At 53.9% G+C, this 26918-nt stretch carries 19 protein-coding genes, 1 tRNA gene and 3 rRNA genes; 8 read left to right on the top strand and 15 right to left on the bottom strand.

Annotated elements, in window-relative coordinates; translation table 11 throughout:
• Positions 1–15 precede the first annotated feature (15 nt).
• The 6 genes from lepA to rseD all read right to left on the bottom strand — a co-directional run bounded on the left by lepA (position 16) and on the right by rseD (position 4764).
• A complete protein-coding gene (gene lepA, locus C1N69_RS16895) occupies positions 16–1815 on the bottom strand; it encodes a translation elongation factor 4 (RefSeq protein ID WP_025757641.1) in 1800 nt (599 codons plus the stop codon).
• Positions 1816–2000: 185 nt separating this feature from the next.
• Entirely contained in the window at positions 2001–2477 is a 477-nt protein-coding gene (rseC, locus tag C1N69_RS16900; RefSeq protein WP_045284608.1) for a SoxR-reducing system protein RseC, read from the bottom strand.
• Entirely contained in the window at positions 2474–3427 is a 954-nt protein-coding gene (gene rseB / locus C1N69_RS16905) for a sigma-E factor regulatory protein RseB (RefSeq protein ID WP_025757639.1), read from the bottom strand. Before rseB ends, rseC begins: the two co-directional genes overlap by 4 nt.
• The gene (gene rseA / locus C1N69_RS16910; RefSeq protein WP_155031570.1) at positions 3427–4077 is read right to left on the bottom strand and encodes an anti-sigma-E factor RseA; all 651 of its coding nucleotides are present in this window, start codon (positions 4075–4077) and stop codon (positions 3427–3429) included. The genes rseB and rseA overlap by 1 nt, the downstream gene beginning before the upstream one ends.
• Positions 4078–4108: 31 nt before the next feature.
• Positions 4109–4684 carry an RNA polymerase sigma factor RpoE gene (gene rpoE / locus C1N69_RS16915; protein ID WP_006176728.1) on the bottom strand — a complete coding sequence of 192 codons (576 nt, stop codon included), beginning with the start codon at positions 4682–4684 and terminating at the stop codon, positions 4109–4111.
• Positions 4681–4764 carry a rpoE leader peptide RseD gene (rseD, locus tag C1N69_RS23175; RefSeq protein ID WP_141237592.1) on the bottom strand — a complete coding sequence of 28 codons (84 nt, stop codon included), beginning with the start codon at positions 4762–4764 and terminating at the stop codon, positions 4681–4683. The genes rpoE and rseD overlap by 4 nt, the downstream gene beginning before the upstream one ends.
• A 343-nt stretch (positions 4765–5107) precedes the next feature.
• Between rseD and nadB the strand changes: the two genes are divergently transcribed.
• Positions 5108–6727, top strand: a complete 1620-nt coding sequence (gene nadB / locus C1N69_RS16925) for an L-aspartate oxidase (RefSeq protein ID WP_155031571.1) — start codon at positions 5108–5110, stop codon at positions 6725–6727.
• Here nadB and trmN read toward each other — a convergent pair.
• Positions 6712–7449 (bottom strand): tRNA(1)(Val) (adenine(37)-N(6))-methyltransferase TrmN, encoded by a 738-nt coding sequence (gene trmN, locus C1N69_RS16930; RefSeq protein ID WP_155031572.1) that lies wholly within the window; start codon positions 7447–7449, stop codon positions 6712–6714. The genes nadB and trmN overlap by 16 nt on opposite strands.
• Positions 7450–7581: 132 nt before the next feature.
• On the opposite strand from trmN, the gene srmB reads away from it, so the two are divergent.
• Positions 7582–8910, top strand: coding sequence for an ATP-dependent RNA helicase SrmB (gene srmB, locus C1N69_RS16935; RefSeq protein ID WP_047959258.1), 1329 nt, complete (start codon positions 7582–7584; stop codon positions 8908–8910).
• A gap of 48 nt (positions 8911–8958) precedes the next feature.
• Here srmB and grcA read toward each other — a convergent pair whose 3' ends face one another.
• Positions 8959–9342 carry an autonomous glycyl radical cofactor GrcA gene (grcA, locus tag C1N69_RS16940; protein ID WP_008502190.1) on the bottom strand — a complete coding sequence of 128 codons (384 nt, stop codon included), beginning with the start codon at positions 9340–9342 and terminating at the stop codon, positions 8959–8961.
• Between the two features lie 313 nt (positions 9343–9655).
• On the opposite strand from grcA, the gene ung reads away from it, so the two are divergent.
• Complete coding sequence (ung, locus tag C1N69_RS16945) at positions 9656–10345, top strand: uracil-DNA glycosylase (protein WP_059386024.1); 690 nt, start codon at positions 9656–9658, stop codon at positions 10343–10345.
• Between the two features lie 39 nt (positions 10346–10384).
• Here ung and C1N69_RS16950 read toward each other — a convergent pair whose 3' ends face one another.
• On the bottom strand, positions 10385–11470 hold the full coding sequence (locus C1N69_RS16950; RefSeq protein ID WP_025757629.1) for a tRNA/rRNA methyltransferase: 1086 nt from the start codon (positions 11468–11470) through the stop codon (positions 10385–10387).
• Positions 11471–11674: 204 nt separating this feature from the next.
• On the opposite strand from C1N69_RS16950, the gene trxC reads away from it, so the two are divergent.
• The 5 genes from trxC to C1N69_RS16975 all read left to right on the top strand — a co-directional run bounded on the left by trxC (position 11675) and on the right by C1N69_RS16975 (position 17395).
• Positions 11675–12094 carry a thioredoxin TrxC gene (gene trxC, locus C1N69_RS16955; protein ID WP_025757627.1) on the top strand — a complete coding sequence of 140 codons (420 nt, stop codon included), beginning with the start codon at positions 11675–11677 and terminating at the stop codon, positions 12092–12094.
• Between the two features lie 69 nt (positions 12095–12163).
• Complete coding sequence (tapT, locus tag C1N69_RS16960) at positions 12164–12862, top strand: tRNA-uridine aminocarboxypropyltransferase (RefSeq protein WP_045284614.1); 699 nt, start codon at positions 12164–12166, stop codon at positions 12860–12862.
• Between the two features lie 35 nt (positions 12863–12897).
• Entirely contained in the window at positions 12898–15561 is a 2664-nt protein-coding gene (locus C1N69_RS16965; RefSeq protein ID WP_059386025.1) for a bifunctional acetate--CoA ligase family protein/GNAT family N-acetyltransferase, read from the top strand.
• Positions 15562–15671: 110 nt separating this feature from the next.
• Complete coding sequence (gene pssA, locus C1N69_RS16970; RefSeq protein WP_025757622.1) at positions 15672–17027, top strand: CDP-diacylglycerol--serine O-phosphatidyltransferase; 1356 nt, start codon at positions 15672–15674, stop codon at positions 17025–17027.
• A gap of 44 nt (positions 17028–17071) precedes the next feature.
• Positions 17072–17395 carry a YfiM family lipoprotein gene (locus tag C1N69_RS16975; RefSeq protein ID WP_155031573.1) on the top strand — a complete coding sequence of 108 codons (324 nt, stop codon included), beginning with the start codon at positions 17072–17074 and terminating at the stop codon, positions 17393–17395.
• Here C1N69_RS16975 and C1N69_RS16980 read toward each other — a convergent pair.
• The 6 genes from C1N69_RS16980 to clpB form a co-directional block, all read right to left on the bottom strand.
• A complete protein-coding gene (locus tag C1N69_RS16980; RefSeq protein ID WP_047959264.1) occupies positions 17392–18687 on the bottom strand; it encodes an MFS transporter in 1296 nt (431 codons plus the stop codon). The two genes, C1N69_RS16975 and C1N69_RS16980, sit on opposite strands and share 4 nt — an antisense overlap.
• A 211-nt stretch (positions 18688–18898) precedes the next feature.
• Positions 18899–19014 (bottom strand): 5S ribosomal RNA (gene rrf, locus C1N69_RS16985).
• A 70-nt stretch (positions 19015–19084) separates the two neighbouring features.
• A 23S ribosomal RNA gene (locus tag C1N69_RS16990) occupies positions 19085–21983 on the bottom strand.
• A 183-nt stretch (positions 21984–22166) separates the two neighbouring features.
• Positions 22167–22242 (bottom strand) — tRNA-Glu (locus C1N69_RS16995).
• 85 nt (positions 22243–22327) lie between these two features.
• A 16S ribosomal RNA gene (locus tag C1N69_RS17000) occupies positions 22328–23866 on the bottom strand.
• The 16S, 23S and 5S rRNA genes sit together here with 1 tRNA gene alongside, the layout of an rRNA operon.
• Before the next feature lie 427 nt (positions 23867–24293).
• On the bottom strand, positions 24294–26867 hold the full coding sequence (gene clpB, locus C1N69_RS17005; RefSeq protein ID WP_025759246.1) for an ATP-dependent chaperone ClpB: 2574 nt from the start codon (positions 26865–26867) through the stop codon (positions 24294–24296).
• Positions 26868–26918: the final 51 nt, after the last annotated feature.

Here is a 26918-nt window from a genome sequence, read left to right on the forward strand (position 1 = left end):
GCCAACTCCTTAGGGTTATTTGCCGTCTTTACCAACATGAAGGATGGCAAGGAATGCTTCCTGCGGCAGCTCGACGTTACCGACCTGCTTCATACGCTTCTTACCTTCTTTCTGCTTCTGGAGCAGCTTTTTCTTACGGCTGACGTCACCGCCATAACATTTCGCCAGAACGTTTTTACGCAGCTGTTTCACGGTAGAACGCGCGATGATGTGGTTGCCGATGGCCGCCTGGATCGCGATATCAAACTGCTGGCGTGGGATCAGATCTTTCATCTTCTCAACCAGCTCGCGACCACGGTATGGCGCATTGTCGTTGTGAGTGATCAGCGCCAGCGCATCCACACGCTCACCGTTGATCAGCACGTCCACACGTACCATGTTGGAGGCCTGGAAGCGCTTGAAGTTGTAATCCAGCGACGCATAGCCACGGGAGGTCGACTTCAGACGGTCGAAGAAATCGAGAACCACTTCAGCCATCGGGATTTCATAGGTCAGCGCCACCTGGTTACCGTGGTAAACCATGTTGGTCTGCACGCCACGCTTCTCAACGCACAGCGTAATGACGTTACCCAGGTACTCCTGCGGCAACAGCATATGACACTCTGCAATTGGCTCACGCAGCTCATGAATGTTGTTCAGCGGCGGAAGCTTGGACGGGCTGTCGACGTAGATCACCTCTTTCGACGTGGTTTCAACTTCATACACTACCGTCGGTGCGGTGGTGATCAGATCCAGATCGTATTCACGCTCCAGACGCTCCTGAATGATCTCCATGTGCAGCAGACCGAGGAAGCCGCAGCGGAAACCGAAGCCCAGCGCCGTTGAGCTTTCTGGCTCGTAGAACAGGGAGGCATCGTTCAGGCTCAGTTTGCCGAGCGCATCACGGAAGTTTTCGTAGTCGTCAGAGCTGACCGGGAACAAGCCCGCGTAAACCTGCGGTTTGACCTTTTTAAAGCCTGGCAGCGCTTTTTCTGCCGGGTTACGTGCACCGGTCAGGGTATCGCCCACTGGCGCGCCGAGGATGTCTTTGATGGCGCAGACCAGCCAGCCTACTTCGCCGCATGTCAGCTCGGTACGGTCGACCTGTTTTGGCGTGAAAATACCCAGACGGTCGGCGTTGTAGACCTGTCCGGTACTCATGACCTTGATTTTGTCGCCTTTACGCAGGGTACCGTTTTTAATACGCACCAGGGAGACAACGCCCAGATAGTTATCAAACCAGGAGTCGATAATCAGCGCCTGCAATGGAGCATCCGGATCGCCTTCCGGGGCCGGAATATCACGCACCAGGCGTTCCAGCACATCGGTCACGCCGACACCGGTTTTCGCCGAGCAGCGCACAGCGTCGGTCGCGTCAATGCCGACAATATCTTCAATCTCTTCCGCTACGCGCTCAGGATCGGCGGCTGGCAAGTCGATCTTGTTCAGAACCGGCACAACTTCGAGATCCATTTCCATCGCGGTGTAGCAGTTTGCCAGGGTCTGGGCTTCTACGCCCTGCCCGGCGTCGACCACCAGCAGCGCGCCTTCACAGGCCGCCAGCGAGCGTGAAACCTCATAGGAGAAGTCAACGTGGCCTGGGGTGTCGATAAAGTTCAGCTGATAGGTTTCGCCATCAGCCGCTTTGTAATCCAGCGTGACGCTCTGCGCTTTAATGGTAATACCGCGTTCGCGTTCCAGGTCCATGGAGTCCAGAACCTGGGCTTCCATTTCACGATCAGACAGGCCACCGCAAATCTGGATAATACGGTCAGACAGCGTCGACTTACCGTGGTCAATGTGAGCAATGATCGAAAAGTTACGTATGTTCTTCATATAGTTAAATAATTATGCCTTACGAATTCCTGGAGGCCGCTGTTCTTAGCCTGACGTTTTTCAGTGCGAAAACGCAGCATTCTACACTACATCCTCGCTACCTGGAAATGCACTTAGAGACAGGTATAGCGTGAAGAAAGGACGTTTTCTGTTTAAGGACGTAAAAAATGATAAAGCCCGATGGATCACCGGGCCTCAGAAGAGAGCGTTTCAACGCGAAGCTGGTCTGGCGCCAGGCCAACGCTAAGAATGACAGGCTGCCACTCCTCACGCGTCGCGAGCTTCGGAGAGAGACCTTTGGCAAGCCAGAATCCCCCCACGCCACCCAGGGCAGCACCGCACATGGCGGCCACATCGGTAGCAAACAGCATCTGGAACAGGCCGCCCATAATAAACAGCCCGACCAGCGGAGAGAGATAAACCAGCATCGCGGAACTGAGCAAGCTCCCTTCGGCAATACCCAGCTCTACCTTCTGCCCTGCCATCAGCGGTTGCTCACTTGGCACAGAAATCGTGTGCGTAGTTTGCGGCCCGAGCTTATTCAGCACGCGGCTACCGCAACCGGCTCTGGAGGCACAACTGTTACATGAGGCTTTTACATCACAGCTCACCAGCGCAATGCCATCCTGCCACGAGACAACCGTAGCCCACTCTTTAATCATTGTGCGGTCCTGAATTTAATGCTGTCGGAAATGCGCTTCGCCGTTTGCGGGGGAAGCTCGCCCACAATGGTGATCTCAGCGTTATCGCGTACCGTGGTGCTGACCGTACGACGCCCGGTGCGCAGCATCTGTTCGGCGCTGTTTGCCGTTGCGCGATTAATATTCACCGAGAAGCTGAACAACCCGTCGGAATAGAGACGCGATTCCACCGGCGTTTCAATCGTTGGCAACTGCCGACGGCTGCTGGAAACCTCACTAAACCCTTGTGGGATCCATGACGGTACCCAGTTGAAATTCACGGAATCCCCGGCCGGAACAGAAAGCAGCGGCGGCAGGCTGGCTTTCGCCAGATTCTGCATGCTGTTACCAACCTGGTTGTTCACGCTGAAGGAGATCACGCGGAACTGTTCCAGCGTTTCGCCGTCACGGTCGAGCAGATCTACACGCATGGGGAGTTTGGTTTCCGCGTCAATCCAGACAATATAGCTGTAGCGCGTTCCGTCCCGGGCAACCACGCGGATCACCTCGCACAACCGGTCCGCGATGCGTGTACGCCCTACCGAAATAAAATCGTAGTAAGGAGCAAGCCGTTTAAAGTCGGTGTAAATCAGTGACGGCAGAGAATCAACGATGTAGTCGCCATTCAGCGTAAAAGGCTCCAGGCCTGGCTCGAAATAACTGATTTCGTTACCACGCTGGACCACTTCACGTCGCGGACCATCCATCTGTAAAAGCTGGGCGAGTGGCTGGTTATCAAGACGGGCATGGCGATAGCGTAACGATTCGACGCCCTGCTTGTTGATGCTGATAAATGCCAACTCGTAATTGAGTGACTGGCTGGCCAGATTCATTTGCTGCAACAACGCCCCGGATGAAACATCAGCCGAGGCGTTGGCAGAGAAGAACAGGCTACCCGCCATCAGAGACATGGCGAACCAAAGTTGCTTCATTACTGCGATTGCGTTCCTAAAGTTTGGTTTCCGGGCACCTGCACAGCGGCTTGCTGTGTTTGCGCCTGCTCAAACTGAAGCTGTTCAGAGTGCAGACGACGCTGCAACTCGTAATCCTGCAACATCGCATTAATGCGACGGCGCTGCTCCTGGACCTGCTGTTGCTGGCCGCCGCTGGCGGAAGCATCAGCCGGTACGCCCAGACTGACCGGGCTGGCTTTGCCCATCATCGGCAGTGTATTAAACACTGGCGCTTCTGGCTGCTGATTAGTTTCAGACTGAGCATTATAGTGCTGGACGCCAACGATAACTGCAAGCGATACGCATGCAGCCACACCCATTTGGGTAAGCTGGCTGGCCCACGGACGCACCTTTTGCCAGAATGGCATTTTCTGCCACTGGTGGGGCGCGGGTTGAGCTTGAGGAATCAGCGGAGTGGTCTGATGAACAGGCTCATTCTCAATTGCCGCCATGACGCGTGCTGAGATATCGAAATGGAGAACCTCGCCGGTATCACCGCGAAGGGTGTCACGGATGAGATGATAACTCTCCCAGGTCTCTTGCATTTCGGGAGAATGAGACAGCTCGTTGAGCAGCTCATTATCGACCGTTTCACCATCCATTAAAGCGGAAAGTTTTTCTTTCTGCATGCCTAATACCTTTTCCAGTATCCCGCTATCGTCAACGCCTGATAAGCGGTTGAACTTTATTATCAATGGCTTCTCGCGCACGGAAAATTCGTGAACGTACCGTGCCGACCGGACAATCCATGATAGCGGCTATCTCTTCATAGCTCAGACCATCCAGCTCCCGTAACGTAATTGCCATGCGTAAATCTTCCGGGAGCGACTCGATCGTGCGAAAAACGATTTGTCTCAGTTCTTCTGACAACATTAAGTTCTCAGGGTTCGAAATTTCTTTCAGTGCGCCGCCACTTTCGAAGTTTTCGGCGTCGATAGCGTCCACATCACTTGATGGCGGACGACGGCCCTGAGCGACCAGATAGTTCTTTGCCGTATTGACCGCAATACGGTACAGCCAGGTGTAAAAAGCACTATCTCCCCGGAAAGAATCCAGCGCGCGATAGGCCTTAATAAAAGACTCTTGCACCACATCAGGCACGTCGCCTGAGGGTACATAGCGGGAAACCAGGCTCGCCACCTTATGCTGGTAGCGCACCACCAGTAGGTTAAAGGCTTTCTGATCTCCCTTCTGGACCCGTTCAACCAGGACCTGGTCCGTTAACTGCTCGCTCATCCGAGGTAATGTCTCCCCAAACCTAAATTCCACGCGTTAGCGAAACGCCACTCTAAAAACACTGCACTTTGAGCAAGCACCGAATTAGAGTGTCTGTTCTTCAATAAGTTCCGTAACGCCTTTGTTTTTGTTCATCGCGCCGCAGACTGGTCATTTTCTCTCATTATAAGTCTGTTCACGATACGCACCACTTTCTGACAAGAAACATCTTTTTCCCGCCAGAAGAGTAACGCAACACAGTCTTTATTTCACCACAAAATCTGACGCTAACGATCTGCTTCGCAAAATAATTTCACTCATTTACCCTCCGTTTACCTCGGCTTACTCGTTTAGCCATTGCAACAACCTTTAAAAAAAACGTGCGATATATCGCACGCGGGTGCTATTCTGACTCAACACTGTTTAGTAAATTAAACAACAATCATGAACACAACACCCGAACTCCATTGTGATGTATTGATCATCGGCAGCGGCGCTGCCGGGCTCTCTCTGGCGCTGCGCCTGGCCGAGCACCAGAACGTAATCGTTCTGAGTAAAGGGCCGATCAGTGAAGGTTCCACGTTTTACGCCCAGGGTGGCATTGCCGCCGTGTTTGATGAAACAGACAGCATTGCATCCCACGTCGACGATACGCTGATCGCCGGGGCCGGGATCGTGGATGCGCACGCCGCAGAGTTTGTCGCCAGCAATGCCCGTCATTGCGTTCAGTGGCTCATCGACCAGGGCGTGTTATTCGATACGCAGGTCCAACCCAACGGTGAAGAGAGCTACCACCTGACCCGCGAAGGCGGCCATAGCCACCGCCGCATCCTGCACGCAGCGGATGCCACCGGAAAAGAGGTAGAGACCACGCTGGTCAGTAAAGCGCTGAACCATCCTAATATTCGGGTGCTTGAGCGAAGTAATGCCGTTGACCTGATTATCTCCGACAAAATTGGCCTGCCCGGCACGCGTCGCGTGGTGGGTGCCTGGGTCTGGAACCGGAATAAAGAGAAGGTGGAAACCTGTCAGGCGAAAGCCGTCGTGCTGGCGACGGGGGGGGCTTCCAAGGTGTATCAGTACACCACTAATCCGGACATTGCCTCCGGAGATGGGATCGCTATGGCCTGGCGTGCCGGTTGTCGCGTAGCGAACCTCGAGTTTAACCAGTTTCACCCGACCGCCCTGTTTCACCCGCAGGCACGCAACTTCCTGCTGACGGAAGCCCTGCGCGGTGAAGGGGCTTACCTGAAACGCCCTGACGGCACCCGCTTTATGCCGGACTTTGACGCCCGGGGCGAACTGGCCCCCCGCGATATCGTCGCTCGCGCCATTGACCATGAGATGAAACGTCTTGGCGTGGACTGCATGTATCTCGATATCAGCCACAAGCCTGCAGAATTTATTCGTCAGCATTTCCCGATGATTTACGAAAAACTGCTCGGTCTGGGCATTGATTTAACCCGCGATCCGGTCCCCATTGTCCCAGCCGCTCACTATACCTGCGGTGGCGTAATGGTTGACGATCATGGTCGTACCGATGTGGATGGCCTGTACGCTATCGGTGAAGTGAGTTATACCGGCCTTCACGGCGCGAACCGTATGGCCTCTAACTCTCTGCTGGAGTGTCTGGTGTACGGCTGGTCTGCCGCAGAAGACATCACGAAACGCATGCCTTATGCCCGTGAGACAGAACGCTTACCGGCGTGGGATGAAAGCCGTGTGGAAAACCCGGACGAGCTGGTCGTGATTCAGCATAACTGGCATGAGCTACGGCTGTTTATGTGGGATTACGTCGGAATTGTGCGCACCACGAAACGTCTTGAACGCGCGTTGCGCCGCATCACCATGCTGCAGCAGGAAATTGATGAATACTATGCCAATTTCCGTGTCTCCAACAATTTGCTGGAGCTGCGTAACCTGGTACAGGTTGCCGAGCTGATCGTTCGCTGCGCGATGATGCGTAAAGAGAGCCGCGGCTTGCACTATACCCTGGACTATCCGGATCAGCTTGCGGAGTCCGGACCGTCAATACTCGCCCCGCAGGTTTACATAAACAGATAAAACGCCTGGGTCAGGGCAGTGTAATCTTCGGAATAACGCTGGTCTGGCCCACGGATCACCATTCGATCATTAAAGCACTCCCCCTCTTTCGGCGAGAGCGCCAGCAGCACGCGGTGCGGCAGCCGACCTTCAGTGTCCGAAATATCGGTACGCAGACGTAACGTCCAGCCGATCTCCTGGGCGATACCAATAAATGTGTTGCCCGTGCTTTCCGGCAGCACCACGCAGAAAAAACCGTCTTCAGAGATGAGTTCTGCCGCACTGATGAGCAGGGCTTTATGATCGAGGTTATGGGTATAACGCGCCAGCTGACGCTCAGGCGTACCGCACTCCACGCCGGGCTCGTAGTACGGAGGGTTACTGACGATCAAATCGTATCGTGCGGTCTGTTCAGGCGCCCAGGCCAGCACATCCGCGCACTCCACTCTCATCCGGGCCGCCCACGGGGATTCAGCCACATTTTCACTCGCCTGCTCTGCTGCCTGCGCATCCAGTTCGACGGCGTCAATGGTGACATGCTCTTCAGTACGTTGCGCCAGCATCAACGCCACCAGCCCGCTGCCGGTACCGATATCAAGAATACGCTTAACGCCTGCGACAGGCGCCCACGCTCCCAGTAAAATACCGTCTGTACCGACCTTCATGGCACAGCGATCGTGAGCGACAAAAAATTGTTTAAACGTAAAACCATCGCGGCGCAGCTGCGCTTTGAGTTGAGACATGTCAGGGCAACCTTCTAAGTGAAACTGGAGTAGCATAGGGGAAAGCGAAGTGGCCGGAAAGCGATATCCATACAAACAGATGAAGATTACAGCCGTAACGTCTATAATCAGCGCCCCACACAGAGGTAGAACATGACTGTAACGACTTTTTCCGAACTTGAACTCGATGAAAGCCTGCTCAATGCCCTTGAGAGCAAAGGCTTTACACGCCCGACCGCCATTCAGGCAGCGGCCATTCCGCCTGCGCTTGAGGGCCGCGATGTGCTCGGTTCTGCGCCAACCGGCACGGGGAAGACAGCAGCCTATTTGCTGCCTGTGTTGCAGCATCTGCTCGATTTTCCACGTAAAAAATCTGGCCCGCCGCGTATTTTAATCCTGACGCCTACGCGCGAACTGGCTATGCAGGTTGCCGATCACGCGCGTGAACTCGCGGCGAATACGCATCTGGATATTGCTACCATCACCGGCGGCGTTGCGTACATGAACCACGCCGAAGTGTTCAGCGAAAACCAGGACATCGTCGTGGCGACGACGGGCCGTCTGCTGCAGTACATCAAAGAAGAGAACTTCGACTGCCGCGCGGTTGAAACGCTGATTCTGGATGAAGCCGACCGCATGCTGGACATGGGCTTTGCCCAGGATATCGAGCACATTGCCGGTGAGACGCGCTGGCGTAACCAGACGATGCTGTTCTCTGCCACCCTCGAAGGGGAAGCAATTAATGATTTTGCAGAGCGTCTGCTGGATGATCCGGTTGAAGTGTCTGCCACGCCGTCCACACGCGAGCGTAAGAAGATCCACCAGTGGTACTACCGCGCAGACAATCTCGAGCACAAGGTGGCGTTGCTTAAGCACCTGCTGAAGCAGGAAGAAGCTACCCGTACCATCGTTTTCGTGCGTAAGCGCGAGCGTGTACACGAGCTGGCTGAAATGCTGCGTAATGCCGGCATCAACAACTGCTATCTTGAAGGCGAGATGGCGCAGATCAAGCGTACCGAAGGTATTAAGCGCCTGACCGATGGCCGTGTTAACGTGCTGGTTGCCACCGACGTTGCCGCACGCGGGATCGACATCCCGGACGTCAGCCACGTCATTAACTTCGATATGCCGCGCAGCGGAGATACCTATCTGCATCGTATTGGTCGTACCGGCCGCGCGGGTCGCAAAGGTATTGCGATTTCACTGGTCGAGGCTCATGACTACCTGCTGCTGAAGAAAATTGGCCGCTATGTTGATGAGCCGCTGAAAGCGCGCGTCATCGACGAGCTCCGCCCGACCACACGTGCGCCGAGTGAGAAGATGACGGGTAAACCGTCCAAGAAAGCACTCGCGAAACGTGCTGAGCGAAAAGAGAAAGAAAAAGAGAAGCCGCGCGTGAAACAGCGCCACCGCGATACCAAAAATATTGGTAAGCGCCGTAAGCCAAGCTCTGCCGCGACAGAGCCAAAAACAGAAGAGTAAAAAAAAGCCGGGAATCCCGGCTTTTTTATTCCACCCAGCCTGAAGCCATTACAGGCTTTCAGTAAAGGTACGCGCGATAACGTCGCGCTGCTGCTCTGGGGTGAGAGAGTTAAAACGCACAGCATAGCCGGACACGCGAATGGTCAGCTGTGGATACTTCTCCGGATGCTCAACCGCGTCCATCAGCGTTTCGCGGCGCAGCACGTTAACGTTCAGGTGTTGACCACCTTCCACGCGCACTTCCGGTTTCACTTCCATTGGGATTTCACGGTACTCGATCTCGCCCAGTTTGCTCACTGGCACGATTTCGTCTTCAGCAAAACCTGCTTTCGCGACGACACAGCGCGCTTCGTTTTTCTCACTGTCCAGCAGCCAGAAAGAGTTGAGCAGATCGTCATTTGCAGCTTTAGTAATCTGGATACCTGTAATCATGTGTTGCCTCCCTTAGGCTACATTAACTGATGCCGGCCTCGCGCGGCCAATTGGTAAAACCATTGTTTCTTGTGTGTATATATATCATTCACACCCCGGTGATTTATTGATTTAAATCAACAAAAACACCAACCACACAAAGAGTGTGGTCTGATTTTATTGTTCCAGATCAATTTTACGATCTTACCAATTCAACTTATAACGCATAATTTCAACACAAATTGAGTGACTTACGCCTATTTCCGCCTCTGATTTTGCACCCGCGACTATAACGGTTAAGCTAGACGCAGAATGAGATCCGCAGGAGAGCGAGATGACCACCCCGTTGACATGGCACGATGTGCTGGCAGAAGAGAAACAGAAACCCTACTTTATTAACACCCTCAGTACCGTTGCGGCAGAGCGACAGTCTGGCCAGACGATTTATCCTCCGCAGAAGGATGTTTTCAACGCGTTTCGCTATACCGAGTTGAGCGATGTTAAAGTCGTGATCCTTGGCCAGGATCCTTACCATGGTCCGGGCCAGGCGCACGGGCTGGCGTTTTCCGTACGTCCAGGCGTAGCTATCCCCCCTTCTCTGCTCAATATGTATAAAGAGCTTGAGGGAACCGTGCCCGGGTTTACCCGCCCCACGCACGGTTACCTGGAAAGCTGGGCGCGCCAGGGCGTGCTGTTATTAAACACCGTGCTCACCGTAAGAGCGGGCCAGGCGCACTCGCACGCCAGCCTGGGCTGGGAAACGTTCACCGATAAAGTCATCAGCCTTATCAATGAGCATCGTGAAGGGGTGGTTTTTTTACTTTGGGGATCGCATGCGCAGAAGAAAGGGGCGATCATCGACCGTCAGCGTCATCATGTCCTGAAAGCACCGCATCCGTCACCGCTGTCTGCACATCGCGGCTTCTTTGGCAGTAATCATTTTGTTCTGGCGAATGAATGGCTGGAAAAACGTGGCGAAACGCCGATTGACTGGATGCCTGTGTTGCCGGCAGAAAGCGAGTAAGGTTTGAATGTGCCGGGGCTGACCCGGCACATAAGAGGCTTATGCCTTATTCTGACGCCACCATTCGGCCAGCAGTACGCCGGTCGCAACGGACACGTTCAGACTTTCCACATTACCTGTCCCGTCGATAGAAACGCTCAGATCCGCACTGGAGAGCGCCGCGTCAGACAAACCATCGCGCTCCTGACCCAGCACCAGAACCATTTTACGCGGCAGCGTCGCTTTAAACAGCGGCGTACCAGCATGGCTCGACGTCGTGACAATGGAATAGCCCGCTTTACGGAACTGCTCCAGGGCATCCAGAACGCTGTCGCCGGTGATCGGCTGAACGTGCTCGGCTCCGCCTTCGGCAGTACGGATCGCGGCGCCGGATTCCAGCAGCGCAGCATCCTGCAGCAGCACGCCTTTCACGCCAAAGTGCGCGCAACTGCGCATCATTGCACCCAGGTTGTGCGGGTTACCGACATCTTCCAGCGCCAGCACGCAGTCATCGGCATCCGCCTGGCTGACCCACTGCTGAACGGTTGTGCCGTTACGTTTTTTGATCAGGAAGCAAACGCCGCCGTGGTGCTCGGTTCCTGACGCTTTGGTCAGTTCGGCATCATCAACCACGTGGTAAGCTTTACGGTTTGCAGCCATCCAGCGCAGCGCTTCTTTAAAGCGCGGGGTTACGCTCTGGATAAACCAGGCGCGGACGATACACTCAGGACGGCTCTGGAACAGCGCCTGGCAGGCGTTCTCGCCATATACGCGGGTCTCTTCCGCACGCTGACGACGCAGCACTTCCGGGTCGATAAAGCTTTTACCGCTGATACCGCCGTGATCGGCTTTTTCTGGCGTCTCGTCACCCGGCGCGCGCGAAACGGTGCGCCACGGGGAGGCGTTATCACGTGAGAAGTCATCGCGTTTGCGATCGTCACGTTTACGGTCATCACGTTTGCGGTCATCACCGCGGTTGTTTCTGTCATCGCGGGCGGGGCGACGGCCACCGTCTGCACGAGAAGACGCCGGACGCCCGCCACCTTTTCCGGTACGCGGATTTTGGGTGCGTTTATCAGAGTCATCATCACTGCGGACATACATCACTTTGACCTTGCCGCTTTTGTTTTTCATTTCGTCGTTCATGCTTTTCTCCACCAGCGCTGCGCGAAGCGCGCAGATTACCCGATGTGCCAGCGCATAGCCATAATTTCGTACAAAAGCCTGTGACTATTGTTCTCATTGAATAAAACGCATTGTTGTTTCAAACAGGCTCATTGATAATATGTAACATATTGGAAACATAATCGGCGCACTGCCGCTGTCCCACGGCTCTATCAGAGGTTAGTTATGAATACCGTATGTGCCAACTGTCAGGCTCTTAATCGCATTCCGGACGATCGGATCGAAGATGGTGCGAAATGCGGACGTTGTGGCCATGAATTGTTTGATGGCGATGTCATTAACGCGACGGGTGCTACGCTGGACAAACTCCTCAAGGACGATCTCCCTGTGGTGGTCGATTTCTGGGCACCATGGTGCGGCCCGTGCCGAAACTTCGCGCCAATCTTTGAAGATGTCGCCGAAGAGCGCAGCGGTAAAATGCGCTTTGTTAAGGTCAATACTGAGGCGGAGCGTGAGCTTAGCGCGCGTTTTCAGATCCGCAGCATTCCGACCATTATGATCTTCAAAAAGGGTGAAGTGGTCGACATGCTCAACGGTGCGGTACCAAAAGCTCCGTTTGATAGCTGGCTTAACGAATCACTGTAACATTCACGGGGCACATCTTGTGCCCCGTTCCCGCCTCTGCGAAAATAGGGTTTTTCCTCCATTTCGCCCATGACAAATAACGCTGTTCTTCAATTACGCGCCGAACGCCTTGCCCGCGCGACTCGCCCCTTTCTTGCCCGCGGCAATCGTATTCGTCGCTGTCAGCGCTGCCTGTTACCGCTGAAGGTTTGTCTGTGTGAGACGTTGGTCCCGGGTACGGCAGAGAGTCGTTTTTGTCTGGTCATGTTCGATACCGAGCCGATGAAACCCAGCAATACGGGACGTCTTATCGCCGATATTCTGCCTAATACCGCCGCGTTTCAGTGGTCCCGTACAGAACCCCCTCAGGCCCTGCTCGACCTGGTGGCAAGCCCGGACTATCAGCCGATGGTCGTTTTCCCCGCCTCTTATGCAGGGGCCGATCGCCAGGTGCTTTCGGTACCGCCATCCGGGAAGCCGCCGCTGTTTATTATGCTCGACGGCACCTGGACCGAAGCGCGGAAAATGTTTCGCAAGAGCCCTTACCTCGACGCCCTGCCGGTGATTTCTGTCGATCTTTCCCGCGTCTCCGCCTATCGGCTGCGTGAAGCGCATGCTGACGGGCAATACTGCACCGCCGAAGTGGCCATAGCGCTTCTGGATTTAGCGGGAGATACCGCGGCGGCAGGCGCCCTGGGCAACCATTTCTCACGTTTCCGGGAGCGCTATCTGGCGGGAAAAACCGTTCATAAGGGCAGTGTCACAGCAACAGAGCCAGAAAGCGTTTAAAATCATCAGGTCGCTTGCATTCACAGGAGGCCTGCATGAGCCAGCGAGGGTTAGAAGCGCTACTTCGTCCTAAATCCATTGCCGTCATCGGCGCATCAATGAAACCGGATCGTGCAGGCTATCTGATGATGCGTAACCTGCTGGCCGGTGGATTTCATGGCCCCGTCATGCCCGTCACACCGGCTTATAAAGCGGTTCAGGGCGTACTAGCCTGGCCCGATGTGCAAAGCCTGCCTTTCGTGCCCGATCTTGCCGTACTCTGTACCAATGCGAAGCGAAATCCGGAACTGCTGGAATCACTCGGCAAGAAGGGATGTAAAACCTGCATTATTCTCTCGTCTCCCCCTGAGCAAAAAAGCGAACTTCTGGCCTGCGCCAGCCGCTATCAGATGCGCATTCTTGGGCCAAACAGTCTGGGCCTGCTCGCTCCCTGGCAGGGGCTGAATGCCAGCTTCTCTCCGGTACCGATCCGCAAAGGCAAGCTCGCGTTTATTTCGCAGTCGGCTGCGGTATCAAACACCATTCTCGACTGGGCGCAGCAGCGTGAAATGGGATTTTCCTACTTCATTGCCCTCGGCGATAGCCTGGATATCGACGTTGATGAACTGCTGGATTTTCTCGCACGAGACAGCAAAACCAGTGCGATCCTGCTTTATCTTGAGCATCTTAGCGACGCCCGTCGCTTTGTATCGGCTTCGCGAAGTGCGTCGCGTAATAAGCCGATCCTGGTGATCAAAAGCGGTCGCAGCCCTGCGGCCCAACGTCTGCTGCATTCCCATTCCGGTATGGATCCCGCCTGGGATGCAGCCATTCAGCGCGCGGGGTTGCTGCGGGTACAGGATACGCACGAGCTGTTTTCCGCCGTTGAAACGTTAAGCCATATGCGCCCGCTGCGAGGCGAGAAGTTAATGATTGTCAGTAACGGCGCCGCGCCTGCCGCCCTCGCGCTGGATGAACTGTGGCGCCGCTTCGGCAAGCTGGCAACCCTGAGTGAAGAGACGCTGCAGCGCCTGAGAGACGCGCTTCCGACCAGCGTGACGCCCGGCAACCCGCTTGATTTGCGCGATGACGCCAGCAGCGAGCGCTATATCAGCGCTATCTCCATTTTGCTGGACAGCCAGGATTTCGATGCGCTGATGATTATCCACTCCCCCAGCGCGGTCGCACCGGGCAGTGAAAGCGCGAGGGCGCTTATTGATGCCGTGCGTACTCATCCGCGAGGCAAATATGTCACCCTGCTCACCAACTGGTGCGGCGAGTTTTCCTCTCAGGAGGCGCGACGCTTGTTCAGCGAAGCCGGGCTGCCAACCTACCGTACACCGGAAGGCACCATCACCGCGTTTATGCACATGGTGGAATATCGCCGCAACCAGAAACAGCTGCGTGAAACGCCGGCGCTGCCCGGTAATCTGACGGCGAATACCGTCGACGTTCACCGCCTGTTGCAGCAGGCTATCGAAGAGGGGGCGACGTCGCTTGATACGCATGAAGTCCAGCCCATTCTGGGCAGTTACGGCATGCAAACCCTGCCGACCTGGATCGCCAGCGACAGCGCTGAGGCAGTACACATCGCCGAGCAGATAGGCTATCCGGTGGCCCTGAAGCTGCGCTCCCCGGATATTCCGCATAAGTCCGATGTTCAGGGGGTTATGTTATACCTGCGCACGGCGACAGAGGTGCAGCAGGCTGCAGATGCCATTTTCGATCGGGTCAAAATGGCCTGGCCGCAGGCAAGGATCCACGGGCTGCTGGTGCAAAGCATGGCTAACCGCGCAGGGGCTCAGGAATTGCGGGTCGTGGTTGAACACGACCCCGTGTTTGGCCCGCTGATCATGTTGGGAGAAGGCGGCGTTGAGTGGCGTCCGGAAGAGCAAGCCGTGGTGGCATTACCGCCGCTGAACATGAATCTGGCGCGCTATTTGATCATTCAGGCAATTAAAAGCAAAAAGATCCGTGGCCGGAGTGCGCTGCGTCCGCTCGATATTGCCGGGTTAAGTCAGTTCCTGGTCCAGGTGTCTAACCTGATTGTAGATTGCGCCGAGATCCAGCGGCTGGATATCCATCCGCTCCTTGCCTCCGGCAATGAGTTCACGGCGCTGGACGTGACGCTGGATATCGCGCCATTTGAAGGAGACAGCGAGAGCCGTCTGGCAATCCGTCCGTATCCTCTGCAACTGGAGGAGTGGGTAGAGATGAAAAATGGAGAACGTGCGCTGTTCCGTCCTATTCTTCCGGAAGATGAACCCCAGCTGCGGGCCTTTATCTCTCAGGTCACGAAAGAGGATCTTTATTATCGCTATTTTAGCGAAATCAACGAATTTACCCACGATGATTTAGCCAATATGACCCAGATCGACTACGATCGAGAAATGGCGTTTGTGGCCGTTCGTCGCTCTGATAAGGGGGATGAGATCCTCGGCGTTACGCGTGCTATTTCTGACCCGGATAACGTTGATGCAGAGTTTGCTGTACTGGTACGTTCCGACCTCAAAGGTCTGGGGCTGGGAAGACGGCTGCTGGAAAAACTCATCAGTTATACGCGAGATCACGGATTGTTACGTCTCAATGGCATTACTATGCCTAACAATCGCGGTATGGTGACCCTGGCGCGAAAACTTGGATTTGATGTTGATATTCAGCTGGACGAAGGTATTGTTGCCCTGTCCCTGAGCCTGACATCAGCAGACAAACACGAGTAAGCTACTGGAAATGTTACCCACTTTGGACGGGACTGGTGGTATCATTGTCCGCTTATGTTGTTTGCATGGTACAAACAACCCTTCAATGAACAGAGAAGAAACGCACTGTGATGTTGTCAAAATTTAAGCGTAATAAACATCAACAACACCTTGCTCAACTACCGAAGATTTCTCAGTCAGTTGATGATGTAGAGTTCTTTTACGCTCCCGCGCATTTTCGGGAGACGCTTCTGGAAAAGATTGCCAGTGCCACGCGACGCATTTGCATTGTGGCGCTGTATCTTGAACAAGATGAAGGCGGGCGTGCGATCCTGAACGCACTTTATGAAGCCAAACGTCAGCGTCCAGAGCTGGATGTTCGCGTGCTGGTGGACTGGCATCGCGCTCAGCGAGGCCGTATTGGCGCTGCCGCTTCAAACACCAATGCTGACTGGTATTGCCGCACGGCGCAGGAAAATCCTGGCGTTGATGTGCCTGTTTATGGCGTGCCAGTCAATACCCGTGAGGCGCTCGGCGTCCTTCATTTCAAAGGCTTTATCATCGATGACAGCGTGCTTTACAGCGGCGCCAGTCTGAATGATGTTTACCTGCATCAGCTCGATAAGTATCGCTACGACCGTTACCATCTGATTCGCAATCCGCAGATGGCCGATATCATGTTTAACTGGGTTGATAAAAATCTGGTTCATGGCCGTGGCGTTAATCGACTTGACGATCCTGAGCGTCCTAAAAGCCCGGAGATCAAAAATGATGTTCGCGCCTTCCGTCAGGAGCTGCGTGATGCGGTCTATCATTTCCAGGGTGATGCAAACAACGAAGAGTTATCCGTTACCCCGCTGGTCGGGCTCGGCAAATCCAGCCAGCTGAACAAAACGATCTTCCATCTGATGCCGTGCGCGGAGCAGAAACTCACCATTTGTACGCCGTACTTCAACCTTCCTGCCGTGCTGGTGCGCAATATCATTCAGCTACTGCGCGACGGCAAAAAAGTGGAAATCATCGTCGGTGATAAAACCGCAAACGACTTCTTCATTCCTGAAGATCAACCGTTCAAAATTATCGGTGCGCTGCCTTATCTCTATGAGATTAACCTGCGCCGTTTCCTGAGCCGTTTACAATACTACGTTAATACCGACCAACTGGTTGTGCGTCTCTGGAAAGATGAAGACAACAGTTACCATCTGAAAGGCATGTGGGTAGACGATGAGTGGATGCTGCTGACAGGTAACAACCTGAACCCACGCGCGTGGCGACTGGATCTGGAAAACGCTATCCTGATCCATGACCCTCAGCATGAATTAGCCGCAAAGCGTGAACGTGAGCTGGAACTGATTCGCACGCATACAACCGTGGTGAATCACTACCGCGAACTGCAGAGTATTGCCGATTATCCGGTGAAAGTTCGCAAGCTTATTCGCCGCTTACGTCGAATCCGTATCGACCGACTTATCAGCCGTATTCTGTAATACCCAGGCCCTGCCATCGCAGGGCTTTTTTATGGAGCCCGTTGATGCGTATTCCTCTGTTGCTGAGCGTGATCTTACTGAGTGGCTGTAGCCATATAGCCAACGATAACTGGTCCGGACAGGATAAAGCACAACATTTTCTCGCTTCCGCTATGCTGTCCGCCGCCGGTAATGAGTATGCGCAGCATCAGGGATACAGCCAGGATCGGAGCGCGACGATTGGGCTAATGTTCTCAGTCGGGCTTGGGGCGTCAAAAGAGCTGTGGGATAGCCGCCCCGCAGGGAGCGGCTGGAGCTGGAAAGATTTCGCCTGGGACGTCGCTGGCGCAACGACCGGCTATGCCGTGTGGCAGATGGCGCACTATTAAAGCCGAATGCCTTTCCCTTTGCGATGCAACATCAGAGAGACAATAAAGGCCAGCGCCCCCATTCCCGTTACGTACCAGAAGAATGTCGTTTCGCTTCCCCATGATTTAAAAGACAACGCAACATACTCCGCCGATCCGCCAAACAACGCGTTGGCGACCGCATAAGAGAGCCCTACCCCTAAAGCACGTACCTGCGCCGGGAACATTTCGGCTTTCAGTATCCCGCTGATCGAGGTGTAGAAACTGACAATCACCAGAGCCAGCATAACCAGCGCAAATGCAGCATACGGTGAGGAGACATGCTGAAGGGCAGTCAAAACAGGAACGGTACAGAGCGCCGATAATCCACCAAAAATAAGCATCGACGTTCGTCGGCCAATTTTATCCGAGAGCGCCCCAATGATTGGTTGTATGAGCATAAAGACAAACAGCGCTACAGTCATGACAACGCTGGCAACGTTGGCGTGCATCCCGGTGGTGTTCACCAGGTACTTTTGCATATAGGTGGTAAACGTGTAAAAACTGAGAGAGCCCCCTGCAGTAAAGCCCAGCACCATAAGAAAAGCTTTGCGGTTACGCCATAATCCTTTAAACGTTCCCGCTTCCTTCAACGTCCTGACCTCTTTCTGAGAAGTTTCATCTAACTGACGGCGTAGCCAAAGTGCAACGATCGCCAGCGCGGCTCCCATTGCGAACGGGATCCGCCAGCCCCAGGTGTGAAGCTGTTCATCCGTCAGGATCTGCTGCAGGATCACAACCACAAGAATGGCCAGCAGTTGACCGCCAATCAGCGTGACATACTGGAATGAGGCGTAAAAGCCTTTCCGTCCTTCCAGTGCAATCTCACTCATGTAGGTCGCACTGGTACCGTATTCGCCCCCCACTGATAATCCCTGGAATAAGCGGGCCAGTAAAAGTAGCGCCGGTGCCCAGGTACCAATCGATTCATAGCCCGGTAAGCAGGCGATCACCAGAGAGCCAAAACACATCATACAGACCGAAATCAGCATGGAGGCCTTACGCCCCTGACGATCCGCAATGCGGCCGAACAACCAGCCACCAATGGGTCGCATTAAGAATCCTGCAGCAAATACACCCGCTGTTTGTAGGAGTTGTGTAGTGGTGTTGCCGGATGGGAAGAATATATGAGCGAAATAGAGTGAACAGAATGAGTAGACGTAAAAGTCGAACCATTCAACCAGGTTCCCTGAAGAGGCGCTGACGATGGCCCATACCCTTCTTCGGGTATCACTGTTAGCCAGCGTCCCGTTTGATGTAATGCTTTCTGTCATTGTGATTATGCTCCTGCCATAGACTACGGCGTATTGAGTCCTGAAACTCAATTACCTCGTAAATGAAATGTTATAATTTTGTTATAAATAACATTGAGACAAAGATCACACATTCCATTAGCAGGATAAGGGATTAAGAGAAAGGCCAGAGCAGTAAAAACACAAAGCAAAAAACCCCGCACCTTACGGTACGGGGTTTTTCTAAATTGATGCCTGGCAGTTCCCTACTCTCACATGGGGAGACCCCACACTACCATCGGCGCTACGGCGTTTCACTTCTGAGTTCGGCATGGGGTCAGGTGGGACCACCGCGCTAAAGCCGCCAGGCAAATTCTGTTTAATCTGTATCAAAGCTGAAACTTGTGTCGTCTCTTCGCCAAAACATCTTCGGCGTTGTAAGGTTAAGCCTCACGGTTCATTAGTATCGGTTAGCTCAACGCATCGCTGCGCTTACACACCCGACCTATCAACGTCGTCGTCTTCAACGTTCCTTCAGGAGACTTAAAGTCTCAGGGAGAACTCATCTCGGGGCAAGTTTCGTGCTTAGATGCTTTCAGCACTTATCTCTTCCGCATTTAGCTACCGGGCAGTGCCATTGGCATGACAACCCGAACACCAGTGATGCGTCCACTCCGGTCCTCTCGTACTAGGAGCAGCCCCCTCAATTCTCCAGCGCCCACGGCAGATAGGGACCGAACTGTCTCACGACGTTCTAAACCCAGCTCGCGTACCACTTTAAATGGCGAACAGCCATACCCTTGGGACCTACTTCAGCCCCAGGATGTGATGAGCCGACATCGAGGTGCCAAACACCGCCGTCGATATGAACTCTTGGGCGGTATCAGCCTGTTATCCCCGGAGTACCTTTTATCCGTTGAGCGATGGCCCTTCCATTCAGAACCACCGGATCACTATGACCTGCTTTCGCACCTGCTCGAGCCGTCACTCTCGCAGTCAAGCTAGCTTATGCCATTGCACTAACCTCCTGATGTCCGACCAGGATTAGCTAACCTTCGTGCTCCTCCGTTACTCTTTGGGAGGAGACCGCCCCAGTCAAACTACCCACCAGACACTGTCCGCAACCCGGATTACGGGTCTACGTTAGAACACCAGCCATTAAAGGGTGGTATTTCAAGGACGGCTCCATGCAGACTGGCGTCCACACTTCAAAGCCTCCCACCTATCCTACACATCAAGGACCAGTGTTCAGTGTCAAGCTATAGTAAAGGTTCACGGGGTCTTTCCGTCTTGCCGCGGGTACACTGCATCTTCACAGCGAGTTCAATTTCACTGAGTCTCGGGTGGAGACAGCCTGGCCATCATTACGCCATTCGTGCAGGTCGGAACTTACCCGACAAGGAATTTCGCTACCTTAGGACCGTTATAGTTACGGCCGCCGTTTACCGGGGCTTCGATCAAGAGCTTCGCGTTGCCGCTAACCCCATCAATTAACCTTCCGGCACCGGGCAGGCGTCACACCGTATACGTCCACTTTCGTGTTTGCACAGTGCTGTGTTTTTAATAAACAGTTGCAGCCAGCTGGTATCTTCGACTGATTTCAGCTCCACCCGCAGGGGCTTCACCTACATATCAGCGTGCCTTCTCCCGAAGTTACGGCACCATTTTGCCTAGTTCCTTCACCCGAGTTCTCTCAAGCGCCTTGGTATTCTCTACCTGACCACCTGTGTCGGTTTGGGGTACGATTTGATGTTACCTGATGCTTAGAGGCTTTTCCTGGAAGCAGGGCATTTGTTACTTCAGCACCGTAGTGCCTCGTCATCACACCTCAGCGTTAAAAGGTACCGGATTTACCTGGAACCTCCGCCTACATGCTTAAACCGGGACAACCGTCGCCCGGCTAACATAGCCTTCTCCGTCCCCCTTCGCAGTAACACCAAGTACAGGAATATTAACCTGTTTCCCATCGACTACGCCTTTCGGCCTCGCCTTAGGGGTCGACTCACCCTGCCCCGATTAACGTTGGACAGGAACCCTTGGTCTTCCGGCGAGCGGGCTTTTCACCCGCTTTATCGTTACTTATGTCAGCATTCGCACTTCTGATACCTCCAGCAGCCCTCACAGGCCACCTTCAACGGCTTACAGAACGCTCCCCTACCCAACAACACATAGTGTCGCTGCCGCAGCTTCGGTGCATGGTTTAGCCCCGTTACATCTTCCGCGCAGGCCGACTCGACCAGTGAGCTATTACGCTTTCTTTAAATGATGGCTGCTTCTAAGCCAACATCCTGGCTGTCTGTGCCTTCCCACATCGTTTCCCACTTAACCATGACTTTGGGACCTTAGCTGGCGGTCTGGGTTGTTTCCCTCTTCACGACGGACGTTAGCACCCGCCGTGTGTCTCCCGTGATAACATTCTTCGGTATTCGTAGTTTGCATCGGGTTGGTAAGCCGGGATGGCCCCCTAGCCGAAACAGTGCTCTACCCCCGAAGATGAGTTCACGAGGCGCTACCTAAATAGCTTTCGGGGAGAACCAGCTATCTCCCGGTTTGATTGGCCTTTCACCCCAGCCACAAGTCATCCGCTAATTTTTCAACATTAGTCGGTTCGGTCCTCCAGTTAGTGTTACCCAACCTTCAACCTGCCCATGGCTAGATCACCGGGTTTCGGGTCTATACCCTGCAACTTAACGCCCAGTTAAGACTCGGTTTCCCTTCGGCTCCCCTATACGGTTAACCTTGCTACAGAATATAAGTCGCTGACCCATTATACAAAAGGTACGCAGTCACACCCGAAGGTGCTCCCACTGCTTGTACGTACACGGTTTCAGGTTCTTTTTCACTCCCTCGCCGGGGTTCTTTTCGCCTTTCCCTCACGGTACTGGTTCACTATCGGTCAGTCAGGAGTATTTAGCCTTGGAGGATGGTCCCCCCATATTCAGACAGGATACCACGTGTCCCGCCCTACTCTTCGAGTTCACAGCCTGTGCATTTTCGTGTACGGGACTATCACCCTGTACCGTCGGACTTTCCAGACCGTTCCACTAACACACAAGCTGATTCAGACTCTGGGCTGCTCCCCGTTCGCTCGCCGCTACTGGGGGAATCTCGGTTGATTTCTTTTCCTCGGGGTACTTAGATGTTTCAGTTCCCCCGGTTCGCCTCGTTAACCTATGTATTCAGTTAACGATAGTGTGTCGGAACACACTGGGTTTCCCCATTCGGACATCGCCGGGTCAAAGGTTCATATCACCTCGCCGGCGCTTTTCGCAGATTAGCACGTCCTTCATCGCCTCTGACTGCCAGGGCATCCACCGTGTACGCTTAGTCGCTTAACCTCACAACCCGAAGATGTTTCACTTCATGATTGCGAAAATTTGAGAGACTCGAACACACATAACATGTGTGTCGTTTCAATTTTCAGCTTGATCCAGATTTTTAAAGAGCAAATATCTCAAACGTGACTCGCAAGTCAGTTTTGAGATATGACGGCAGGTGACTTTCACTCACGAACCAGCAAGTGGCGTCCCCTAGGGGATTCGAACCCCTGTTACCGCCGTGAAAGGGCGGTGTCCTGGGCCTCTAGACGAAGGGGACGTGTCAGTCTCAATCGCAAGACGCCTTGCTGTTTACTTTTCATCAGACAATCTGTGTGAGCACTACAAAGGCAGGTTCTTTAAGGTAAGGAGGTGATCCAACCGCAGGTTCCCCTACGGTTACCTTGTTACGACTTCACCCCAGTCATGAATCACAAAGTGGTAAGCGCCCTCCCGAAGGTTAAGCTACCTACTTCTTTTGCAACCCACTCCCATGGTGTGACGGGCGGTGTGTACAAGGCCCGGGAACGTATTCACCGTAGCATTCTGATCTACGATTACTAGCGATTCCGACTTCATGGAGTCGAGTTGCAGACTCCAATCCGGACTACGACGCACTTTATGAGGTCCGCTTGCTCTCGCGAGGTCGCTTCTCTTTGTATGCGCCATTGTAGCACGTGTGTAGCCCTACTCGTAAGGGCCATGATGACTTGACGTCATCCCCACCTTCCTCCAGTTTATCACTGGCAGTCTCCTTTGAGTTCCCGGCCGGACCGCTGGCAACAAAGGATAAGGGTTGCGCTCGTTGCGGGACTTAACCCAACATTTCACAACACGAGCTGACGACAGCCATGCAGCACCTGTCTCAGAGTTCCCGAAGGCACCAATCCATCTCTGGAAAGTTCTCTGGATGTCAAGAGTAGGTAAGGTTCTTCGCGTTGCATCGAATTAAACCACATGCTCCACCGCTTGTGCGGGCCCCCGTCAATTCATTTGAGTTTTAACCTTGCGGCCGTACTCCCCAGGCGGTCGACTTAACGCGTTAGCTCCGGAAGCCACGCCTCAAGGGCACAACCTCCAAGTCGACATCGTTTACGGCGTGGACTACCAGGGTATCTAATCCTGTTTGCTCCCCACGCTTTCGCACCTGAGCGTCAGTCTTTGTCCAGGGGGCCGCCTTCGCCACCGGTATTCCTCCAGATCTCTACGCATTTCACCGCTACACCTGGAATTCTACCCCCCTCTACAAGACTCTAGCCTGCCAGTTTCGAATGCAGTTCCCAGGTTGAGCCCGGGGATTTCACATCCGACTTGACAGACCGCCTGCGTGCGCTTTACGCCCAGTAATTCCGATTAACGCTTGCACCCTCCGTATTACCGCGGCTGCTGGCACGGAGTTAGCCGGTGCTTCTTCTGCGGGTAACGTCAATCGCTGAGGTTATTAACCTCAACGCCTTCCTCCCCGCTGAAAGTACTTTACAACCCGAAGGCCTTCTTCATACACGCGGCATGGCTGCATCAGGCTTGCGCCCATTGTGCAATATTCCCCACTGCTGCCTCCCGTAGGAGTCTGGACCGTGTCTCAGTTCCAGTGTGGCTGGTCATCCTCTCAGACCAGCTAGGGATCGTCGCCTAGGTGAGCCGTTACCTCACCTACTAGCTAATCCCATCTGGGCACATCTGATGGCAAGAGGCCCGAAGGTCCCCTCTTTGGTCTTGCGACGTTATGCGGTATTAGCTACCGTTTCCAGTAGTTATCCCCCTCCATCAGGCAGTTTCCCAGACATTACTCACCCGTCCGCCACTCGTCACCCGAGAGCAAGCTCTCTGTGCTACCGTTCGACTTGCATGTGTTAGGCCTGCCGCCAGCGTTCAATCTGAGCCATGATCAAACTCTTCAATTTAAGTTTGATGCTCGTGAATTAAACTTCGTAATGAATTACGCATGTTCACTCAGAGACTTGGTATTCATTTATTGTCCGAAGACATTAAGAATCCATGTCACTTTGAGTGCCCACACAGATTGTCTGATAAATTGTTAAAGAGCAGTGCCGCTTCGTTTTCGCTGCGGCGCGGGGTGTGCATATTACGCTTTCCCGCTTCAGAGTCAAGCGCTTATTTTCGCTTTTCTCTGCTGACCCGGCGGCGTGTGTGCCGTTGTTCCGTGTCAGTGGAGGCGCATTATAGGGAGTAATTCCGAACCTGCAAGGATAAAGTGAAAATTATTTACTGACTGCTCACTTTCCAGGCAAATCTGACTCCAGACCTCAATTCTCGCCTGGTTTTTAAACAAAAACGAGCCGCAAGCGGCTCGTTTTTGCGTTTTGTGACCTACTGCACTGCCACAATGCGATCGTCGTTGGCTTCCAGGCGAATAACTTTTCCTGGAATCAGCTCCCCGGAAAGGATCTGCTGCGCCAGCGGGTTTTCGATCTGCTGCTGGATAGCACGTTTTAATGGACGCGCACCGTAAACCGGATCGTAACCATTTTTACTCAGCAGTTTCAGCGCTTCATCGGAGATGTGAATTTCATATCCACGTTCTTCCAGACGTTTATACAGACGCTGCAGCTGGATCTGCGCAATCGACGCAATGTGTTTCTCACCCAGCGGATGGAACACCACCACTTCATCAATACGGTTGATGAACTCCGGACGGAAGTTATGGCTTACCACACCCAGCACCAGATCCTTCATATGGCTGTAGTCCAGTTCACCGAAACGTTCCTGAATCAAATCGGAGCCCAGGTTCGAGGTCATGATGACAACCGTATTACGGAAATCGACCGTTCTCCCCTGTCCGTCTGTCAGACGACCATCGTCCAGGACCTGAAGCAGAATGTTGAACACATCCGGATGCGCTTTTTCCACCTCATCCAGCAGGATGACGGAATAAGGACGACGACGCACCGCTTCTGTCAGGTACCCACCCTCTTCATAACCAACGTATCCCGGAGGCGCACCGACCAGACGCGAAACGGCGTGTTTTTCCATAAACTCGGACATGTCGATACGGACCATTGCATCATCGCTGTCGAACATAAAGTTAGCCAGCGCTTTACACAGCTCGGTCTTACCGACACCGGTCGGCCCCAGGAACAGGAAGGAACCAATCGGACGATTCGGGTCGGACAGCCCTGCACGGCTACGACGAATAGCATTCGATACCGCCTCAACCGCCTCGTTCTGGCCAATCACCCGATTGTGGAGATCGTTCTCCATGCGCAGCAGTTTTTCACGCTCACCTTCAAGCATGCGTGCTACCGGAATGCCGGTCCAGCGAGCAAGGACTTCAGCAATCTCGGCATCCGTGACTTTATTACGCAACAGACGCATCGTTTTACCTTCCGATTGCGTCGCAATCTCAAGCTGTTTTTCCAGCTCAGGAATTTTGCCGTACTGCAGCTCGGACATTCGCGCCAGGTCGCCCACGCGTCGCGCCTGCTCAATGGCAATTTTTGCCTGTTCGAGTTCAGCTTTAATTGTCTGCGTACCGGACAGGGAAGCTTTCTCGGCTTTCCATTCTTCTTCCAGCTCGGAATACTGGCGCTCTTTATCGTCCAGTTCTTCATTGAGCATATCCAGGCGTTTCTTACTGGCTTCATCAGACTCTTTCTTCAGCGCCTGCTGTTCCAGCTTGAGCTGAATGATGCGTCGGTCAAGTCTGTCTAGCTCTTCCGGTTTCGAGTCAATCTGCATACGAATGCTTGAAGCTGCTTCATCAATCAGGTCGATGGCCTTATCGGGCAACTGACGGTCGGCGATGTAACGATGCGAAAGCGTCGCAGCCGCCACGATGGCCGGGTCAGTGATCTGCACATGGTGGTGCAGTTCATAGCGTTCTTTCAGACCACGTAAAATCGCGATGGTATCTTCAACGCTTGGCTCAGCGACAAACACTTTCTGGAAACGACGTTCCAGCGCAGCATCTTTTTCAATGTACTGACGGTACTCATCAAGCGTAGTAGCACCGACGCAGTGAAGTTCACCGCGCGCCAGCGCAGGTTTCAGCATGTTCCCGGCATCCATCGCGCCGTCCGCCTTACCAGCACCGACCATGGTGTGCAGTTCGTCGATAAACAGGATAACGTTGCCTTCCTGTTTCGCGAGATCGTTAAGGACGCCTTTCAGACGCTCTTCGAACTCCCCGCGGTATTTCGCACCGGCCACCAGCGCGCCCATATCCAGCGCCAGCACGCGGCGGCCTTTCAGCCCTTCCGGCACTTCACCGTTCACGATACGCTGCGCCAGCCCTTCAACGATGGCAGTTTTACCGACACCCGGCTCACCAATCAGTACCGGGTTGTTCTTGGTACGACGCTGCAGTACCTGAATCGTACGGCGGATCTCTTCGTCACGGCCGATCACCGGGTCAAGTTTGCCCTGCTCAGCACGTTCGGTCAGATCGACCGTAAATTTCTTCAAAGCCTGACGTTGGTCTTCGGCTCCCTGATCGTTCACGCTTTCACCTCCGCGCATTTTCTCAATCGCCTGAGTCACATTGGCGGTGGTTGCTCCGGCAGATTTCAGCAGGTCGGTCAAGGTACCGCGTGATTCAAGCGCCGCCAGAACAAACAGCTCTGACGAAATAAAGTTGTCCCCACGTTTTTGCGCCAGCTTGTCGCAAAGGTTCAGCACACGCACCAGATCCTGCGACGGCTGCACGTCTCCGCCGGTCCCTTCGACCTGCGGTAAACGGCTCAGCGCCTGATCGATGGCGGTGCGCAACTGGCCAGCATTAATGCCAGCAGACGTTAATAAAGGACGTACCGATCCCCCTTCCTGATTCAGCAAGGCACTCATTAAATGAAGAGGTTCGATAAACTGGTTGTCGTGCCCCAGTGCGAGGGACTGGGCATCGGCGAGAGCAAGCTGGAATTTATTAGTAAGACGATCCAGACGCATAACTCCTCCCATAACAGGTCAAATTTGCTACTGGAGATTAAATGAGGTCAT

Origin of the sequence: Enterobacter sichuanensis (assembly GCF_009036245.1) — a bacterium.
In the GTDB taxonomy this organism is placed as follows: Bacteria; Pseudomonadota; Gammaproteobacteria; order Enterobacterales; family Enterobacteriaceae; genus Enterobacter; species Enterobacter sichuanensis.

Excerpts from the sequence above, each read along its gene's own strand:
- C1N69_RS16950 (WP_025757629.1), bottom strand. The coding sequence starts at position 11,470 with ATGAACGACGAAATGAAAAACAAAAGCGGCAAGGTCAAAGTGATGTAT.
- grcA (WP_008502190.1), bottom strand. The coding sequence starts at position 9,342 with ATGATTACAGGTATCCAGATTACTAAAGCTGCAAATGACGATCTGCTC.
- nadB (WP_155031571.1), top strand. The coding sequence starts at position 5,108 with ATGAACACAACACCCGAACTCCATTGTGATGTATTGATCATCGGCAGC.
- rpoE (WP_006176728.1), bottom strand. The coding sequence starts at position 4,684 with ATGAGCGAGCAGTTAACGGACCAGGTCCTGGTTGAACGGGTCCAGAAG.
- lepA (WP_025757641.1), bottom strand. The coding sequence starts at position 1,815 with ATGAAGAACATACGTAACTTTTCGATCATTGCTCACATTGACCACGGT.
- srmB (WP_047959258.1), top strand. The coding sequence starts at position 7,582 with ATGACTGTAACGACTTTTTCCGAACTTGAACTCGATGAAAGCCTGCTC.
- C1N69_RS16975 (WP_155031573.1), top strand. The coding sequence starts at position 17,072 with ATGCGTATTCCTCTGTTGCTGAGCGTGATCTTACTGAGTGGCTGTAGC.
- rseC (WP_045284608.1), bottom strand. The coding sequence starts at position 2,477 with ATGATTAAAGAGTGGGCTACGGTTGTCTCGTGGCAGGATGGCATTGCG.
- C1N69_RS16965 (WP_059386025.1), top strand. The coding sequence starts at position 12,898 with ATGAGCCAGCGAGGGTTAGAAGCGCTACTTCGTCCTAAATCCATTGCC.
- pssA (WP_025757622.1), top strand. The coding sequence starts at position 15,672 with ATGTTGTCAAAATTTAAGCGTAATAAACATCAACAACACCTTGCTCAA.
- tapT (WP_045284614.1), top strand. The coding sequence starts at position 12,164 with ATGACAAATAACGCTGTTCTTCAATTACGCGCCGAACGCCTTGCCCGC.
- clpB (WP_025759246.1), bottom strand. The coding sequence starts at position 26,867 with ATGCGTCTGGATCGTCTTACTAATAAATTCCAGCTTGCTCTCGCCGAT.
- rseA (WP_155031570.1), bottom strand. The coding sequence starts at position 4,077 with ATGCAGAAAGAAAAACTTTCCGCTTTAATGGATGGTGAAACGGTCGAT.
- trxC (WP_025757627.1), top strand. The coding sequence starts at position 11,675 with ATGAATACCGTATGTGCCAACTGTCAGGCTCTTAATCGCATTCCGGAC.
- ung (WP_059386024.1), top strand. The coding sequence starts at position 9,656 with ATGACCACCCCGTTGACATGGCACGATGTGCTGGCAGAAGAGAAACAG.
- rseB (WP_025757639.1), bottom strand. The coding sequence starts at position 3,427 with ATGAAGCAACTTTGGTTCGCCATGTCTCTGATGGCGGGTAGCCTGTTC.
- C1N69_RS16980 (WP_047959264.1), bottom strand. The coding sequence starts at position 18,687 with ATGACAGAAAGCATTACATCAAACGGGACGCTGGCTAACAGTGATACC.
- trmN (WP_155031572.1), bottom strand. The coding sequence starts at position 7,449 with ATGTCTCAACTCAAAGCGCAGCTGCGCCGCGATGGTTTTACGTTTAAA.